This is a genomic window from Stenotrophomonas sp. 14P6.2.3 (genome assembly GCF_057799055.1).
In genome coordinates this window covers 123,454-137,323 of sequence record NZ_JBYOLA010000013.1, presented here as the reverse complement: position 1 = coordinate 137,323, position 13,870 = coordinate 123,454, and the positions used below count along the sequence as shown (strand labels likewise).

Here is a 13,870-nt window from a genome sequence, read left to right as displayed (position 1 = left end):
AGCCACGGCCGGGGCCCATCCACGGTAGAATTACCCCTTAATCGAATCCCAAGCCGCATATGAGCCACTACGAAGGCGATCTTCGCACTCCCGAATCGGCGCGCTTCGCCATCCTGGCCAGCCGCTGGAATGCCCGCATCACCGACGTGCTGGTTGCTGGCGCCCGCCAGAGCCTGGCCGGCAACGGCATTGCCGAAGCCAACATCGACGTGATCCGCGTGCCGGGTGCCTGGGAACTGCCGCTGGTTGCCGCGCGCCTGGCCGCCGCCCACGAACACGCCGCCATCCTCACCCTGGGCTGCGTGATCCGCGGCGACACCCGCCATTACGAACACGTGGCCGACCGTTGTGCCGAAGGCCTGATGCGCGTGCAGCTGGACTTCGGCGTGCCGGTGCTGAACGGCGTGCTGGCAGTGGAACGTGTGGAAGATGCCGAGGCCCGCGCAGGCGGCAGCCACGGCAACAAGGGCGAGGAAGTCGCACTCGCCGCATTGGAAATGGTCAACCTTCTGGAGCAGCTGCCATGAACAAGAACACCCAGGGCAAGCCCTCCGGTAAACCCGTCCGCCGCGATGGCATCGATCCGGTGCTGCGCTCGCGCGCGCGCCGTCGTGCCGTGCAGGCCATCTACGCCTGGCAGATCTCCGGTGGCAACGGCCAGTCGCTGATCGCCCAGTTCGCCCACGAGCAGGCCCGCGAAATCGCCGACCTGGCGTACTTCGAAGCGCTGGTGCATGGCGTGCTCGACAACCGTCGCGACATCGACGAAGCCTTCGGCCCGTACCTGGACCGCAGCATCGACGAAGTGGATGCGATCGAACGCGCCGTGCTGCGCCTGGCCGGTTACGAGCTGCGTTACCGCCTGGACGTGCCGTACCGCGTGGTCATCAACGAAGCCATCGAATCGGCCAAGCGCTTCGGTTCCGAACATGGCCACACCTACGTCAACGGCGTGCTGGATCGTGCCGCCGTGGAATGGCGCAAGGTCGAATCGGGTCACTGACCCGACTTCTGTAGAGCCGAGCCATGCTCGGCTCACCGTGCAGCGCACGGTTGCGTCCGGCAGTGCGGCGCGTGATCGAACTGCAGCCGAGCATGGCTCGGCTCTACAAAAAAGCAGAACGCCCCATGTCCCTGGCCGAATTCACCCTCATCGACCGCATCCGCGCCCGCACCGTCGAGCGCGACGACATCGTGCTCGGCATCGGCGATGATGCTGCACTGCTGCAGCCGCGCCCGAACGAACAGCTGGTGGTCACCGCCGACACGCTCAACAGCGGCGTGCATTTCCCGGCAGAAACCCCGGCGTTCGACATCGGCTGGAAGACGCTGGCTGTCAACCTGTCCGACCTCGCCGCGATGGGCGCGCGCCCGGCGTGGTGCACGCTGGCACTGTCACTGCCCGAGGCCAGCGAAGACTGGATCGAGGCCTTCGCCGATGGTTTCTTCGCACTGGCCGACCAGCACGACATCGCGCTGATTGGTGGTGACACCACGCGTGGCCCGTTGTCGCTGTCGGTCACCGCAATGGGCCAGGTCTCACGTGGCCAGGCGCTGCGTCGTGATCGCGCACAGATTGGCGATGACATCTGGGTCAGCGGCACCCTCGGTGATGCTGCCGGAGCGCTGCGGCTGTGGCAGCAGGGTGCATTGAACGTGACCGCCGCCACGCTGCTGGCCGACTACGAAACCCTGCGTCTGCGCCTGCTACGTCCCACCCCGCGCGTCACCCTGGGCCTGCGCCTGCGTGCATTCGCGCATGCCGCCGTGGATATCTCCGATGGGTTGCTGGCCGACCTTGGCCACATCGCGGCACGCAGCGGTGTGCGCGCCGAAGTCGATGCCGATGCGTTGCCGATGTCAGCGGCGCTGCGCGAACTACTGGGCCGTGATGCTGCCCGTGAGTGCGCTCTGCATGGTGGCGACGATTACGAACTGTGCTTCACCGCCGCCGCCGACCAGCGCGACGCGTTGCACTTCGTTGCCGAATCGCTGGATCTGCCGATCACCCGCATCGGCCGCATCATGGAAGGGCAGGGCGTGCATACCGAAGGCCACGACGGCCCGAGCGGGTACGAGCACTTCGCCGGCTGAGTGCGCGGGCTTATGCCTGCGGCTGCGCGGCACCCTGGCGTTCGATGCTCGCCGCGATCAACGCGACAGCTTCAACAACTGTTGCCTTCGACATCGCATCTGTCACACCGATGCTACGCAGGGCCTGCTCGGCCTGCTGGCAGCTGCGCGCCGCTTGGGTCTCTCCCAGGAATGCCAGAGCGCCGGCAAAGCTGTGCAGCAGATCGATCAGGGCCGGTGCATCGGCGCTGTCCAGTGCTTGGCTCAGCAGCGCGTAATCACGATGCGCGGTCTGCAGGAACGCCTCGCGCATCTGCCGCTGAACCACCTCGCTTACTGCCGGGGGTAACGTTGGCCGGATCGTGCGATCAAGATCGAATCCGTGCAGCGCGGCCTCCAGCGAGGGCAGGTCGAGTGGCTTCAGCAGCAGGGTGGACATGCCTGCTTCGCGTACGCGTTGCGCATCCTCGGGCATCGCGTTGGCGGTGAGCGCCACGATGGGGATGGAGGGATCGTCCGCACGCAGCTTCCGGGCCAGCCCGTATCCGTCCATGCGTGGCATGTTCAGATCGGTCAGCACGATATCGAACCGGTCCTCGCGCCAGCGCTGCCACGCCTCCTCTCCGTCGGCCGCGAGGGTGACCTGCCAACCGAGTGCGTGCAGCTGCCCCAGCGTCACGTCACGACTGATCACGCTGTCGTCCACCAGCAACGCGTGGCCGCGCGAGGGATGCGCGCGCTCGACAGGCGCCGGCCGTGGCGGCGCGTCTGCCACGGCGGTGGTCCGGCGTGCCGGAATGTCCACGTGGAAAACGCTGCCGGTGCCCGGCGTGCTGTGCACGCCGATGGTGCCGCCCAGCAGTTCGCTGAAACGCTGGCACAAGGCCAGCCCAAGGCCGCTGCCCCCGTGCTGCCGTGCCGATCCGGCACCGACCTGCACGAACGGCTTGAACAGCTTGTCCTGCGCCTCGGCATCGATGCCCGGGCCCGTATCGCGGACCTCCACGTGCAGCCATTCCGTGCCATCAGGCCGCACCGAGGCATCAACGCTGACCGCCACCATTCCCGATGCCGTGAACTTCACCGCATTGCCAACCAGGTTGTTGATCACCTGCGCCAAGCGGCCTGCGTCGGCCACGTAGGCCGGTCCCAGCGCATCGCCCGTGTGCAGCTCCAGGCGCAGGCCCTTCGCGCTGGCCTGCGGTTCGAACAGTGTCGCAGTCTGCTGCAGCAAAGCACGCGGATCGAAAGGTGCCGGCTCCAGCGTCATCAGCCCGGCTTCTATGCGGGAAAGGTCCAGGGTGTCGTTCACCAGCCCCTGCAGCACATCGGCCGCGCTGCGCGCACGCGTGACATGCGTGTGCGCCGCCGCCGGCATGGTCTGGTGCGCAAGCAGTTCAAGATGGCCGAGCACGCCGCTCAAGGGGGTGCGTATTTCGTGGCTGATCATCGCCACGAAGGCGGTCTTGGCGTGGTCCGCAGCCTCGGCATCGTGCTGGGCTTGTTCGGCATGCCGGCGTGCATCCAGCAGACGCTGCTGGGTTTCCTTCTGTGCGGTCACATCGGTCACCGCGCAGACCCAGATCGCCCGCCGCTGGTAGCGCGAGGCGGCCACGATGGATTGCAGGTAGCGCGGGGGACCTTGCTCATCCGAGGAGGGTGCCTCGAACAGCTGGCCGTGTACCTGGCCGTCAACGCGTTGCACCAGGCGGCCGACCAGCACTTCCATCAGGTTGCCAGTGGTGTCGCCGATCAGCTGCTCCAGTGCCTGGTTGTGCAGGATCACCTGCCCGCGCTGCTGGTCGAGCAGGCACAGGCCCACCGGCGAGGTTTCGATCAGCGTGCGGCTCAGCGCTTCACTTTCATGCACCCGTGCCGCTTCCTCCAGCGCCGGCCGCAGCACGCGCCGGTCCACCAGCAGCAAAAGCGTCCACAGCGCGGCCAGCAGCGCTGCCAGGGCCAGCCCACCGCCGAGCAGATAGATCCGCTGCGCCGCCCAGATGTCGCTCCAGCGGTAGAGTCGCAGCAGCGTCCAGTCGATGCCATGCAATGGCGTGGATACCACGAAGGCACGGCCGTCAGGCAGTGCCAGCATCGTAGGCCGGGGCGATGGGACGGCGTGCAGCGCAGGCCCGGAAATCGCAGCGTCCACCGCGCTGCGCAGAACATCGTTCTGCTGGCGGTCCAGCACTACCCACGTGCCCGGGCTGGCCTCCTCCAACCGCTCGCGCAGGCCTTGCAGAGGTTCAAACGTCAGCCGGTTGATGAAGGGGGTACCGTTGCTGCGCAGACGCATCTGGGTGACCAGCGCATCCTCGCCGGTGAAGGGATTGCGGCCGAAGTAGGCGCGCAGCCAACCGCTGGCCAGTTGAAGCTCGGAGTCCGCACCCGCCGACTGCCAGCCCGCATCGGCGGTCTGGACCAGCACGGCCAGCGCCTGCTCACGGCTCTGCACCTTCATGAGCTGCAGCAGCTGCGCTTCATCATGCAGCCCGGCGATCGCAAACAGCCGGCCTTCCGGTTCGAAGGCGAAAGAGATCAGTGAGGTGGGCGAATCCTGCGCCGCTACGGTTGCGGCCATGTACGCCGAATAGGTCTGCACCATGCCCAGGTACGCCGCCTCCGCCTGGGGCGGAAGACGGCCATCGCGCGGGGACAGCGCCAGCCAGGGGACGGACAGGGCGCCCGGTGCCATGACGCCTGCGGCGCCCTCCTGTGCCGCGAAGTGCTCGCGGATCGGCATGCCGCCGGCCATCAGTGCGGGCTGCTGGGTAGCCCACAACGTGGCATTGGTGTTCAAGCTGGCCACGTAGGCCCGCCTGCGCTCGCCGATGTAGCGATCCACCGTCTGCTGGCCGCGTCGTAGTGCTTCGCGCTCGTTGATATGCACGGTTTCCAGGCGCAGCCACAGCGCCGCGCAGCCGGCAGCCAGCAGCAGCACGGTCAGGATGGCGCCGCCGCCGAACAGCAGCCGGCGCTGCAATCGTTGCAGGGTGGCAAGCACGGAGCCCGAGGGTGACGCCATGGTGCGAACCTGCGACGTGCGGGTGTGGACTACAGCCTGCCGCGCGGGCCGCCCTCAATGCAAGCAGTCGCCGATGCAGTGCGTAAGCGCAGTTTGCGCCTACCGTCCAACGCGCGCTTCGGCTTCGCGCGGCGTGCCGTAATCATCCAGCCACTTGAACGCCACCGTCGCTGGCATCGTGGCACCCTCCGGCAGCGCATAACGCACCTGTGCCCCCGGCGCGATCATATCCACGTCCACGCTGCGCCCATCGGCAAGGGTCAGCGCACTCAACGTCACGTGGTACGCGCTCGGATTGCGCACCTGCAGCGCATCGCCATCGGCAGTCCACTGCAGTGCGGCTGCGGCGTCGCGTGCATTGCCCGGCAGTCCGGCGGGGCGATGGAACAGCTTCACCCGCGTACGCACCGCGAACTGCAGCAGGTTCTTGCCGCTGGCATCGCTGGGCTTGGGCGGAATGTCCAGCAGATTGAAATAGAACACCGATTCGCGATCGGTCGGCAGCGGCGCCTCCGATGGGCGCGGTGCGTAGGTGACGCGATATGCCTGGCCCTGCTTCGGCTGCAGCAGGCGTGGCTCGGCCGGTGTCAGCCTGAAGGGAGTGTGCACGTTCTCCGGGCGCGACTGGCTGTCGCCGTCGTCGATCCACACCTGCGTCATCGCCGGCAACTCGCCCACGTTGCTGGCCTTGACCGTCACGTCGCGGCCCTTGCTGGCGTCGTGCACGATGCGCGTGCCCTGCAGTGTCACCGCAGCCGATGCCGGCAGCGCCACCGACACGGCCAGCAGCGCGCATATCCACGCCTCGGCGCGTAGTTTCATGGTCAACCTCATTCAAGGGTGCAGGCCAGCACAGCGTGGTGCTGGCCTGCCGGAAGCGGATTACTTGTAGAGCACCACGAAGTCGCCCGAGGCATTGGCGGTGCCTGCCTGCGCGTTCTGCGCCGGTGAGGCGTACCACGCGCTGTAGTCCAGCTGGCCACTGCCACCGGCGGCGATGGTCACCCACACGGCCGGGTCTTCACCGATCTTCTGCTGGTTGCCCGCGGCGTCGTAGAGGGCCACGCCAACATTGGCTGCAGAAGACGCTGCCGTCAGTGCCAGGTTGCCGGTGCTGCCATCGGGCGTGCCGCCGAAGCGCACACCCACATCCTGTGATGCACCCGAGCCGGAGCAATCCAGCGCGATGGTGAAGTTCTTCTGGCCGGCGCGGGTGCTGGCGTTGACCGAGGCCAGATCGACCTTGCCCATCGGCACGGTGATGGTGCCGCCGGTGGAGCCCACCGAACAGGTGGAGGTCATCAGTTCGCCGGTGATTTCCAGCGTTTCGGCAGACACCGACGGCGCGACGACGGCGAGGGCCGAAAGCGACAGGAGGCGGAGTGAAAGTGGCATGACAGTTCTCGGTTGTGGAATGAGGACACGCAGTGGCCGCCCACGGCAGCCAGTGGGGCCAGTTTCGATGCGCGCCTCCGCCTGCGGTATGCAACAAGTTGTAAAAGCGCGTTGACGTTCGCGAACTGCAATTAATCTGATGGGAAGTGGCAGTGCCGCTGCCTAGACTGCGCCGCCTCGATCTGTTTCAGAAGACGTTGCCATGCGGATACCTCCGTCCCTTCAACGGCCGATACTTTTCGCCTTCGTGCTGATTGCCTCGCTGACACTGAGCACTAAAAGTGCTGTCGCTTGTCAGCGATTGGTCTTCAACGACATCAACGACAGTGTCGTGCGGGTTGCACAGAATCTTGATCAACCTGGCGTGCGCTTCTGGGGTGTCGGTGCGTCGCAGATCAGGACCTATCAATGCCCGCCGGGCCAGGAGGCATTTCTGATCAACATGAATCTCGCCGGGCTGACCTATGAAGGCGAGATCCTGTCCGCCGGTGGGGTGATGGCTCCCGCTTACAGCTTCGGGCCTCGATCACCGCTGCTCACCTTTCTTTTCAGTGTTACTCCTGATGGGCAGACCGGATCGCTGCCCCGCATCGCGCTGCGCAATGGAGAAGTGAATCGCCACCCTGGTGTTGCCTTTACGAGCACCGGATGGGTTGATCACTTCCTGCAGATGCATATCCACTACCGCGGAGGAGCAATGGAGAGCGTACCGAGTACGTTCATAGGGACGATCGAGTTCTGGCCAGAGAATGACGCTTCGAATCCCTATCGTCACTCCTTCACGCTTGAACTCGACATTCCCGTAGTTACCTGCAACCTCGCAGACGTTTCGCATTCTCTGGATGACGCACGGATGGAGGATCTCGCCGCCAGCGGCAGTAACGCGAAGGAATCGAGCTTCGACGTCGTGATGAACTGCCCCATGGACAACATCGACGTGCAGCTGTCGCTGGCCGACGCCAATGGCCCGGGCAGCAGCAACGGCCAGCTTGCACCTGCTCCCGGTGCCACCGCTGGCGGTGTACAGGTGCAGCTGTTGCGCGGTGGCCAGCCGGTGCAGTTCGGCCAGGTCTGGTCGCACGGCTGGTCCAGCAAGGGCCAGCAGGCCATTCCGTTCAGTGCACGCTATCTGCGTACACCCGATCCGCTGGTGCCCGGCGACGTCAAAGGCGAGGCGGTGCTGACCGCCGACTACCGATGAGGGCCGTGAATCGTACCCGTGCCGCCACCCGATCCCTCTGCGCCGCCATAGGTACGGTGCTGTCGGCCGGATTTGCACTGGACGCCACGGCAGCCCCCGTCGAGTTCAGCGAAGGCTTCCTGATCGGCGGCGAAGCCATCGACATGGCGCGATACGCCAACGGCAATCCGTTGCCGGCTGGCGATTACGCGGTGGACGTGCATGTGAACGGCCAGTTCCTGCGCAGCCAGGACATCCGCTTCGTCATCCAGGACGACCCGCAGATCGCGGTGCCATGCCTTTCTCCGATGCTGGTACGCGGGTTGCCATTGAAGCCTGCGTTTCTTGAGGCCCTGCCGTCCGAGGAAAGCACCTGTGTGGATCTGCCAGCGCTTGTGGAGGGCGCCAACAGCACCTTCGACAGCGGCGAACTGCAGTTGTCCCTCAGCATTCCGCAAGCGGCGCAAGCCATCGCCGCGCGCGGCTTCGTGGCGCCGGAACTGCGCGACGACGGCATCACCGCTGCCTTCATCGATTACAGCGCCAACCATTACCGCAGCCAGGGCAACGGCAGCAGCTACCTCGGCCTGCAGGCGGGCTTGAACCTGGGCGCATGGCGCCTGCGCCACCGCGCGTCGCTCACCCATGGCAGCCAGGGCACCCGCCACCAGGTCATCAGCAGCCACCTGCAGCGCGACATTCCGCGCTGGAACAGCCAGCTGCTGCTGGGCCAGGGCAACACCGGTGGCGAGCTGTTCGAAAGCGTTCCGTTCACCGGTGTGCGCGTGGCCAGCGACGAACGCATGCTGCCCGATTCACTGCGTGGCTATGCACCGGTAGTGCAGGGCATTGCCGAAGGCAACGCGGTGGTCACCATCCGCCAGAACGGCAACATCATCCACGAGAGCAACGTCGCGCCCGGTCCGTTCACCATCGAGGATCTCTACCCCACCAACTTCGGCGGCGACCTGGACGTCAGCGTCACCGAAGCCGATGGGCGCGTGCAGCGCTTCAGCGTCAATTTCTCCGCCGTGCCGCAGGCGTTGCGTGCCGGGTCGTCGCGCTTTGCGGTCACCGCCGGCGAGCTGCGCGACACCGGCAATACGCTGCAGGCGCTGCGCTTCACCGAAGGTACCTACGCGCGCGGCGTGAACAACCGGCTTACCGTGCTGGGTGGCGCGCAGCTGGGTGAGGACTATCGCGCGCTGCTCACCGGTGCCGCGGTCAACACGGCCATCGGTGCGTTCGGTGCCGATGTGACCCATTCGCGCGCGCGCCTGCGCGGCAGCGAGACGGTCACCGGCAACAGCTTCCGCTTGAATTATCAGCGCTACGTGGCGCGCACCGGTACCAACTTCGGCCTGGCCGCGTACCGCTACAGCACGCGTGGCTTCCTCAGCCTCAACGACGTGGCGCGTGCGCAGAACGACGACTGGGGCTATGGCCAGCGCGCCCGCCAGCGCTACCAGGTGAACTTCTCGCAGAAGGTGGGGCAGCGCAGCAACCTGTATCTCAGCGGCGGCCACGTGGCGTACTGGGACAGTGCGCGACGCCGCAACGATTTCCAGCTGGGCTTCCAGAGCACGTTGGGGCGGGTCAACTATGGCGTGTCGGCACTGCGCTACCGCTTGGGCGATGGCCGCCAGGACACGCGCTATGCGTTCACCCTCAGCGTGCCGCTGGGCCGCAGTGCCAACGCACCGCGTGCCAGCACCCAGCTCAGCCAGGCCGACAGTGGGCGGCAATCGCAGCTGGGCATCAGCGGCAGCCTGGGTGAGTCACGTGCGCTCAGCTACAGCCTGTCCGGCGCGCAGGGCAACGGACAGAACAGCCACAGTGCCTATGCCGCGTGGCAGGGCAGCCGTGGCAACCTCAACGCCGGCTACAGCCGCAGCGGCGACTACCGCAGCCTGTCGCTGGGTGCGTCCGGCAGCGTGGTGCTGCATGGCGGTGGCCTCAACCTGGGCGCGCCGGTGGGCGAGGGCTTCGCGCTGGTGCAGGCGCCAGGTGCGCAGGGCGCGCGCATCGGCAGCAGTACCGACCTGCGCGTTGCGCGCAATGGCTACGCGTTGCTGCCGCACATCAGCCCCTATCGCTGGAACACCATTGATCTGGATCCCTCCGGTCTGCCGATCGAGGTGGAGCTGCTGCAGACCTCGCAGCGTGTGGCGCCCACCGCCGGTGGCATCGTGCGCGTGCCGTTCCAGGTGCGTCGCGAACGCACGCTGTTCATCGACGCCACCGATGCCTTGGGCCAGCCGCTGCCGTTTGCCGCGGTGGTGCAGACCGAAGACGGTACGCCGGCCGGTGCGGTGGGGCAGGGCGGGGTGATCCAGCTGCGGGGTGCACAGGACAGTGGCGCGTTGATTGTCGACCCCGATGGCAAGCGACGCTGCCGCATCGACTACCGCATGCCCGATGCACCGGACGCCTACGGCCTGTCATGGAGCCAGACGGTGTGCGTGCCGCAGCCGTTGCCGCCGGAGAGCCTGCAGGCGGGCACGCCGGAGCGGGAAGAGGGCGCCGCCCCATGAGTTTCGTCTTTCCTTTCATCGTTCACAGGAGTCCAGCCATGTCCCGTTCCCTTCTTCAGTTGATCGGGGGGCCGATGCTGTGCCTGATCGCGTCGGCCGCAGGTGCGCAGGCCACCCTCACCATCAGCGGTCGCGTGCTGCCGGGCACCTGCACGCTTGCAGCCCCGGCGATCGCGCTGGACCCGGTGAAGGCCGATGAGATGACGCCAGGTGCCGCCAACAGCGTGAAGGCAGGTGCGTTGAACTTCACCGGCTGCGTGGGCGTCAGCCGCGCGCGCCTGTCGTTCGATGGCACGGCCGCCGACGGCGACCCGGAGCGCTGGAAGAACACTGCCGCCGCCACGCCAGCAACGGGCGTGACGGTCGCGCTGCTGGCTGGCGCGACCGGCAGCACGTACCTGAAGAAAGGCGACGCCGACATTCCGGTGGCTGTCTCTGGTGCGACGGCCTCTTATCCGCTGCGGGCGGGCTACTTCATCCCCAACACCAGCGGCATCAACGCCGGCAACATCTCCACCGAGATCGTGGTGACTGCTGTCTACGATTGAGTGCCAATCCGGCCCTGTAGAGCCGAGCCATGCTCGGCTGCTCTTCGATCAGGATCCAGGCAAGCCGAGCATGGGCTCGGCTCTACAAGTGCCGCTAAGCAGCCCGCAACTGCACATCCACATACTCGGCCAGCCCACGGCAGGCCAATATCAATCCCTCGCGCACGTCATCGCCCACCTGCTGCCCCTCATCGCCATCCACACGGACACGCTCGATGGCATGCAGCAGTTCCAGCAGCAGTGTCAGCCCGGCATTGGCGCGGTCGATGCGTGCCATCGCGATGCCATGGCCCGGATTGCGGCCTTTCCAGGGCCAAGGTCGGCCATCGGCGGCTTCCACATGACGAATGCGCTGCAGGCAGCCGAGCAGAGTGATGCCTGCGTCAGCGTGGGCGCCCATCGTGCTGCCCAGGGTGGTTTCCAATGCCTTTGCCAGATCCTCCGGCAGGCGTTCGACGGCATCGCCCAGGGTGGCGAAGAGGTAGGGATAGAGCGAAGAAGTCATGGCGGCGTCCTTGAGTGCGAAGCAAGGGGCCGCCCTCGCGCTGGGCAAGGGCGGCGGACGGTGCGTGGTTGCAATACCGGTGGCAAAAACGCGAAACGCCGGCGGGCACGAAGCCCCCACGCACCGCCCGCCATAGATGCACGGACGGATTGCCTGCCGACGCCGCCCAACAAGGAAAGAGCGACGCCGACAGGCAAGCGTAAACAACGTCTTTGCCAAACGGGATTGCAAGCCCGTGCCACCCGTTGTCGGTGGCACGCCATGATGTGCACGAAGGTGCCGTTGCACCAATCAGAAAAGTTTCAATTTCGAAAACGTTGTAGTCCGCATGTTCCGAAGCAACGAATATGCGGAACGGTACGATCGCGTCATCCTGCGCTATGCCTGGAAGCGGTAGCGCCGGATTGCATGCAAGGGAGCGATGCGGAGCAAGGTCCGCACCCACCGGGGGCGCACCCATGAGCAGATCCCTGCGCGTGCGGAATTCTGCACCCGTTGCGTTGAGTCACACCGGCGGCAGCACCTTGCCGGGGTTGAGAATCCCATCCGGGTCCAGCGCGTGCTTGATCGCGCGCATCGCCGCCAGCGTCGCCGGGGTGAACGCCTGCACCATGAAATCGCGCTTGGCCAGGCCAATCCCGTGTTCGCCGGACAACGTGCCGCCCAACGCCAGGGTCAGTTCGAAGATCTTCGGCAGCGCGGCATGTGCGCGTGCGTTCTCGTCTGCGTCGTCCGGGTGGTAGAGGATGTTGACGTGCAGGTTGCCGTTGCCGGCATGGCCGAAGGTGACGATGGTCAGTGTGTAGTCGCGCGCCAATGCCTGCACGCCAGATACGAGTTCCGGAATGCGCGACACCGGTACCACCACGTCTTCGTTGATCTTGCCCGGGGCGACGCTGCGCAGCGCGGGCGACAGCGCCTTGCGTGCAGCCCACAACTGATCGCGCGCGCGGCCTTCCATCGCCACGTCCAGTTCGATCATGCCGTCGCCCTCGGCGGCGGTAGCCAATGCCTGCAGCAGGTAGGGCAGGGTGTCATGGTCGCCATCGGCCTCGACCAGCAGCATTGCACCGGCTTCCGGTACGTCTGCACCGTTGAGGCGCAGCAGCTGCAGGCTGCGTGCGTCCATGAATTCCAATCGCGTGGGAACGACCGGCTGCGACATCAGCCGCGATACCGCAGCGGCGGCAGCATCGGCATCCCGGTACAGCACGCGCAGGCCCGCCTGGCTGACCGGCAACGGGGTCAGCTTCAGCGTCGCTTCCACGATCAGTGCCAGCGTGCCTTCACTGCCTACCAGCAGGTGGGTGAGGTCGTAGCCGGTGGCGTCCTTGGTGTAGGCGCCGCCGCAGCGGATCACCTCACCGGTGCCGGTCACCGCCACCAGGCCCAGCACGTTGTCGCGGCTGGTGCCGTACTTCACCGCGCGCGGGCCGCCGGCATTGCAGGCGAGGTTGCCGCCGATGCTGCAGATCTCCGCACTGGAAGGATCGGGCGCCCAGAACAGGCCGTGCGGCGCCAGCGCCTGCTGCAGCGTTCCATTGAGTACGCCCGGCTGCACCACGGCGCAGCGGTCACCGGCGCGGATCTCGAGGATGCGGTCCATGCGGGTGAACGACAGCACGATGCTGCCGGGCAATGGCACCGCCGCACCGGTGGTGCCGGTGCCGGCGCCACGTGCGACCAGTGCCACGCGATGCGTACGGCAGGCGCGCACCAGCGCCTGCACCTGTTCGATATCTGCCGGCAGTGCCACGGCAGCCGGGCGCTGGTGGCGCCAGGAGTTGTCCTGCGCGTTCGCCTCCAGTGCGCCGTCATCCATGCGCCAGCCATCGGCCCCCAGCAGGGCGGACAGCTCGGCAACCAATGCAGCGGGCAAGGCAGTACTCATGACGGATCTCGTGGGGCAGCAGGGGCGGATTGAATCAGTTTCCAGGCAACAACGGCGCCGGCCAGCGGCAGCCACACCCAACGCAGTTCCGACAGCAACGTGGCCAGGCCGCGCGCACTGAAGAACTGCGGGGCAAACGGGGAAACGCGGATCGGGCGCCAGGGTGCGAAGAAGCGGTGGTCGCTCCAAGGCCAGGCCAGGGCGACGCCGAGGCCGCCGGAGGTCATGGCGTCGAGCAATGGATGGCTGACGGCGCAGACGAAGACGAACACAGCGGCTTGTACGGTAGATGCCAACGTTGCCGGCTGTGTGGTGGGTGCCAACCTTGGTTGGCACGAAGGCGCCGACCAAGGTCGGCGACTACCGGAGCTGTGCGGTGCCGACCAAGGTCGGCCTCTACCAACGCCAAGCGCCAACGCCGCCACCATGGCAAGCACGAGGGCAAACAACAACGAATGGCTGGCGCCGCGATGGCCGAACGCATCGGCATAGGGAATGTGCAGGGCGAAGGCCAATACATCGGCGTCGGGCAGCATCGCCGCGATCACGCCCGCGCCCAGCAGGCGTGGCGGAATGCGGCCGCGATCCGCCGCGCACCACAGCGCCAGCGGCACGGCCGCGTGGGTGATGATCGATGGCATCAGTCACGCCCCATGGTAGTGCCGGCCAGGCTGCGCTCTGGTAGGTGCCAACCTTGGTTGGCACAGAAGCGCCGACCA

12 protein-coding genes are annotated in these 13,870 nt (G+C 66.5%); 6 read left to right on the top strand and 6 right to left on the bottom strand.

Annotated features, from left to right (window positions below; genetic code table 11):
* Positions 1–59 precede the first annotated feature (59 nt).
* The 3 genes from ribH (at position 60) to thiL (ending at position 2,094) form a co-directional block, all read left to right on the top strand.
* Positions 60–527, top strand: coding sequence for a 6,7-dimethyl-8-ribityllumazine synthase (gene ribH / locus AC27VL_RS12510; protein WP_025876639.1), 468 nt, complete (start codon positions 60–62; stop codon positions 525–527).
* A complete protein-coding gene (gene nusB / locus AC27VL_RS12505; RefSeq protein ID WP_049469504.1) occupies positions 524–1,003 on the top strand; it encodes a transcription antitermination factor NusB in 480 nt (159 codons plus the stop codon). Before ribH ends, nusB begins: the two co-directional genes overlap by 4 nt.
* A gap of 125 nt (positions 1,004–1,128) precedes the next feature.
* Complete coding sequence (thiL, locus tag AC27VL_RS12500; RefSeq protein ID WP_180166739.1) at positions 1,129–2,094, top strand: thiamine-phosphate kinase; 966 nt, start codon at positions 1,129–1,131, stop codon at positions 2,092–2,094.
* 10 nt (positions 2,095–2,104) lie between these two features.
* Here thiL and AC27VL_RS12495 read toward each other — a convergent pair whose 3' ends face one another.
* The 3 genes from AC27VL_RS12495 to AC27VL_RS12485 all read right to left on the bottom strand — a co-directional run bounded on the left by AC27VL_RS12495 (position 2,105) and on the right by AC27VL_RS12485 (position 6,493).
* Positions 2,105–5,098: an ATP-binding protein gene (locus AC27VL_RS12495; protein WP_488766694.1), complete on the bottom strand. Its 2,994-nt coding sequence runs from the start codon at positions 5,096–5,098 to the stop codon at positions 2,105–2,107.
* Between the two features lie 99 nt (positions 5,099–5,197).
* Positions 5,198–5,920, bottom strand: a complete 723-nt coding sequence (locus AC27VL_RS12490) for a fimbrial biogenesis chaperone (protein ID WP_488766692.1) — start codon at positions 5,918–5,920, stop codon at positions 5,198–5,200.
* A 60-nt stretch (positions 5,921–5,980) separates the two neighbouring features.
* On the bottom strand, positions 5,981–6,493 hold the full coding sequence (locus tag AC27VL_RS12485) for a fimbrial protein (RefSeq protein WP_191078404.1): 513 nt from the start codon (positions 6,491–6,493) through the stop codon (positions 5,981–5,983).
* Between the two features lie 247 nt (positions 6,494–6,740).
* On the opposite strand from AC27VL_RS12485, the gene AC27VL_RS12480 reads away from it, so the two are divergent.
* Genes AC27VL_RS12480 through AC27VL_RS12470 form a run of 3 tightly spaced genes read left to right on the top strand, consistent with a single transcriptional unit; the run spans position 6,741 to position 10,755 of the window.
* Positions 6,741–7,694 (top strand): fimbrial protein, encoded by a 954-nt coding sequence (locus AC27VL_RS12480; RefSeq protein ID WP_488766690.1) that lies wholly within the window; start codon positions 6,741–6,743, stop codon positions 7,692–7,694.
* A complete protein-coding gene (locus AC27VL_RS12475) occupies positions 7,691–10,207 on the top strand; it encodes a fimbria/pilus outer membrane usher protein (RefSeq protein ID WP_488766688.1) in 2,517 nt (838 codons plus the stop codon). Before AC27VL_RS12480 ends, AC27VL_RS12475 begins: the two co-directional genes overlap by 4 nt.
* A 38-nt stretch (positions 10,208–10,245) precedes the next feature.
* The gene (locus AC27VL_RS12470; RefSeq protein WP_488766686.1) at positions 10,246–10,755 is read left to right on the top strand and encodes a fimbrial protein; all 510 of its coding nucleotides are present in this window, start codon (positions 10,246–10,248) and stop codon (positions 10,753–10,755) included.
* 94 nt (positions 10,756–10,849) lie between these two features.
* Here the strand turns inward: AC27VL_RS12470 and AC27VL_RS12465 are convergent, their stop codons facing one another.
* The 3 genes from AC27VL_RS12465 to AC27VL_RS12455 form a co-directional block, all read right to left on the bottom strand.
* Positions 10,850–11,260 carry a hypothetical protein gene (locus AC27VL_RS12465; RefSeq protein ID WP_488766684.1) on the bottom strand — a complete coding sequence of 137 codons (411 nt, stop codon included), beginning with the start codon at positions 11,258–11,260 and terminating at the stop codon, positions 10,850–10,852.
* 505 nt (positions 11,261–11,765) lie between these two features.
* Positions 11,766–13,151 (bottom strand): FAD-binding oxidoreductase, encoded by a 1,386-nt coding sequence (locus tag AC27VL_RS12460; protein ID WP_488766682.1) that lies wholly within the window; start codon positions 13,149–13,151, stop codon positions 11,766–11,768.
* Entirely contained in the window at positions 13,148–13,792 is a 645-nt protein-coding gene (locus AC27VL_RS12455) for a metal-dependent hydrolase (RefSeq protein WP_488766681.1), read from the bottom strand. The genes AC27VL_RS12460 and AC27VL_RS12455 overlap by 4 nt, the downstream gene beginning before the upstream one ends.
* Positions 13,793–13,870 lie beyond the last annotated feature (78 nt).

Coding starts and splice junctions, on each gene's coding strand:
- ribH (WP_025876639.1), top strand. CDS start 60: ATGAGCCACTACGAAGGCGATCTTCGCACTCCCGAATCGGCGCGCTTC.
- nusB (WP_049469504.1), top strand. CDS start 524: ATGAACAAGAACACCCAGGGCAAGCCCTCCGGTAAACCCGTCCGCCGC.
- thiL (WP_180166739.1), top strand. CDS start 1,129: ATGTCCCTGGCCGAATTCACCCTCATCGACCGCATCCGCGCCCGCACC.
- AC27VL_RS12495 (WP_488766694.1), bottom strand. CDS start 5,098: ATGGCGTCACCCTCGGGCTCCGTGCTTGCCACCCTGCAACGATTGCAG.
- AC27VL_RS12490 (WP_488766692.1), bottom strand. CDS start 5,920: ATGAAACTACGCGCCGAGGCGTGGATATGCGCGCTGCTGGCCGTGTCG.
- AC27VL_RS12485 (WP_191078404.1), bottom strand. CDS start 6,493: ATGCCACTTTCACTCCGCCTCCTGTCGCTTTCGGCCCTCGCCGTCGTC.
- AC27VL_RS12475 (WP_488766688.1), top strand. CDS start 7,691: ATGAGGGCCGTGAATCGTACCCGTGCCGCCACCCGATCCCTCTGCGCC.
- AC27VL_RS12470 (WP_488766686.1), top strand. CDS start 10,246: ATGTCCCGTTCCCTTCTTCAGTTGATCGGGGGGCCGATGCTGTGCCTG.
- AC27VL_RS12465 (WP_488766684.1), bottom strand. CDS start 11,260: ATGACTTCTTCGCTCTATCCCTACCTCTTCGCCACCCTGGGCGATGCC.
- AC27VL_RS12460 (WP_488766682.1), bottom strand. CDS start 13,151: ATGAGTACTGCCTTGCCCGCTGCATTGGTTGCCGAGCTGTCCGCCCTG.
- AC27VL_RS12455 (WP_488766681.1), bottom strand. CDS start 13,792: ATGCCATCGATCATCACCCACGCGGCCGTGCCGCTGGCGCTGTGGTGC.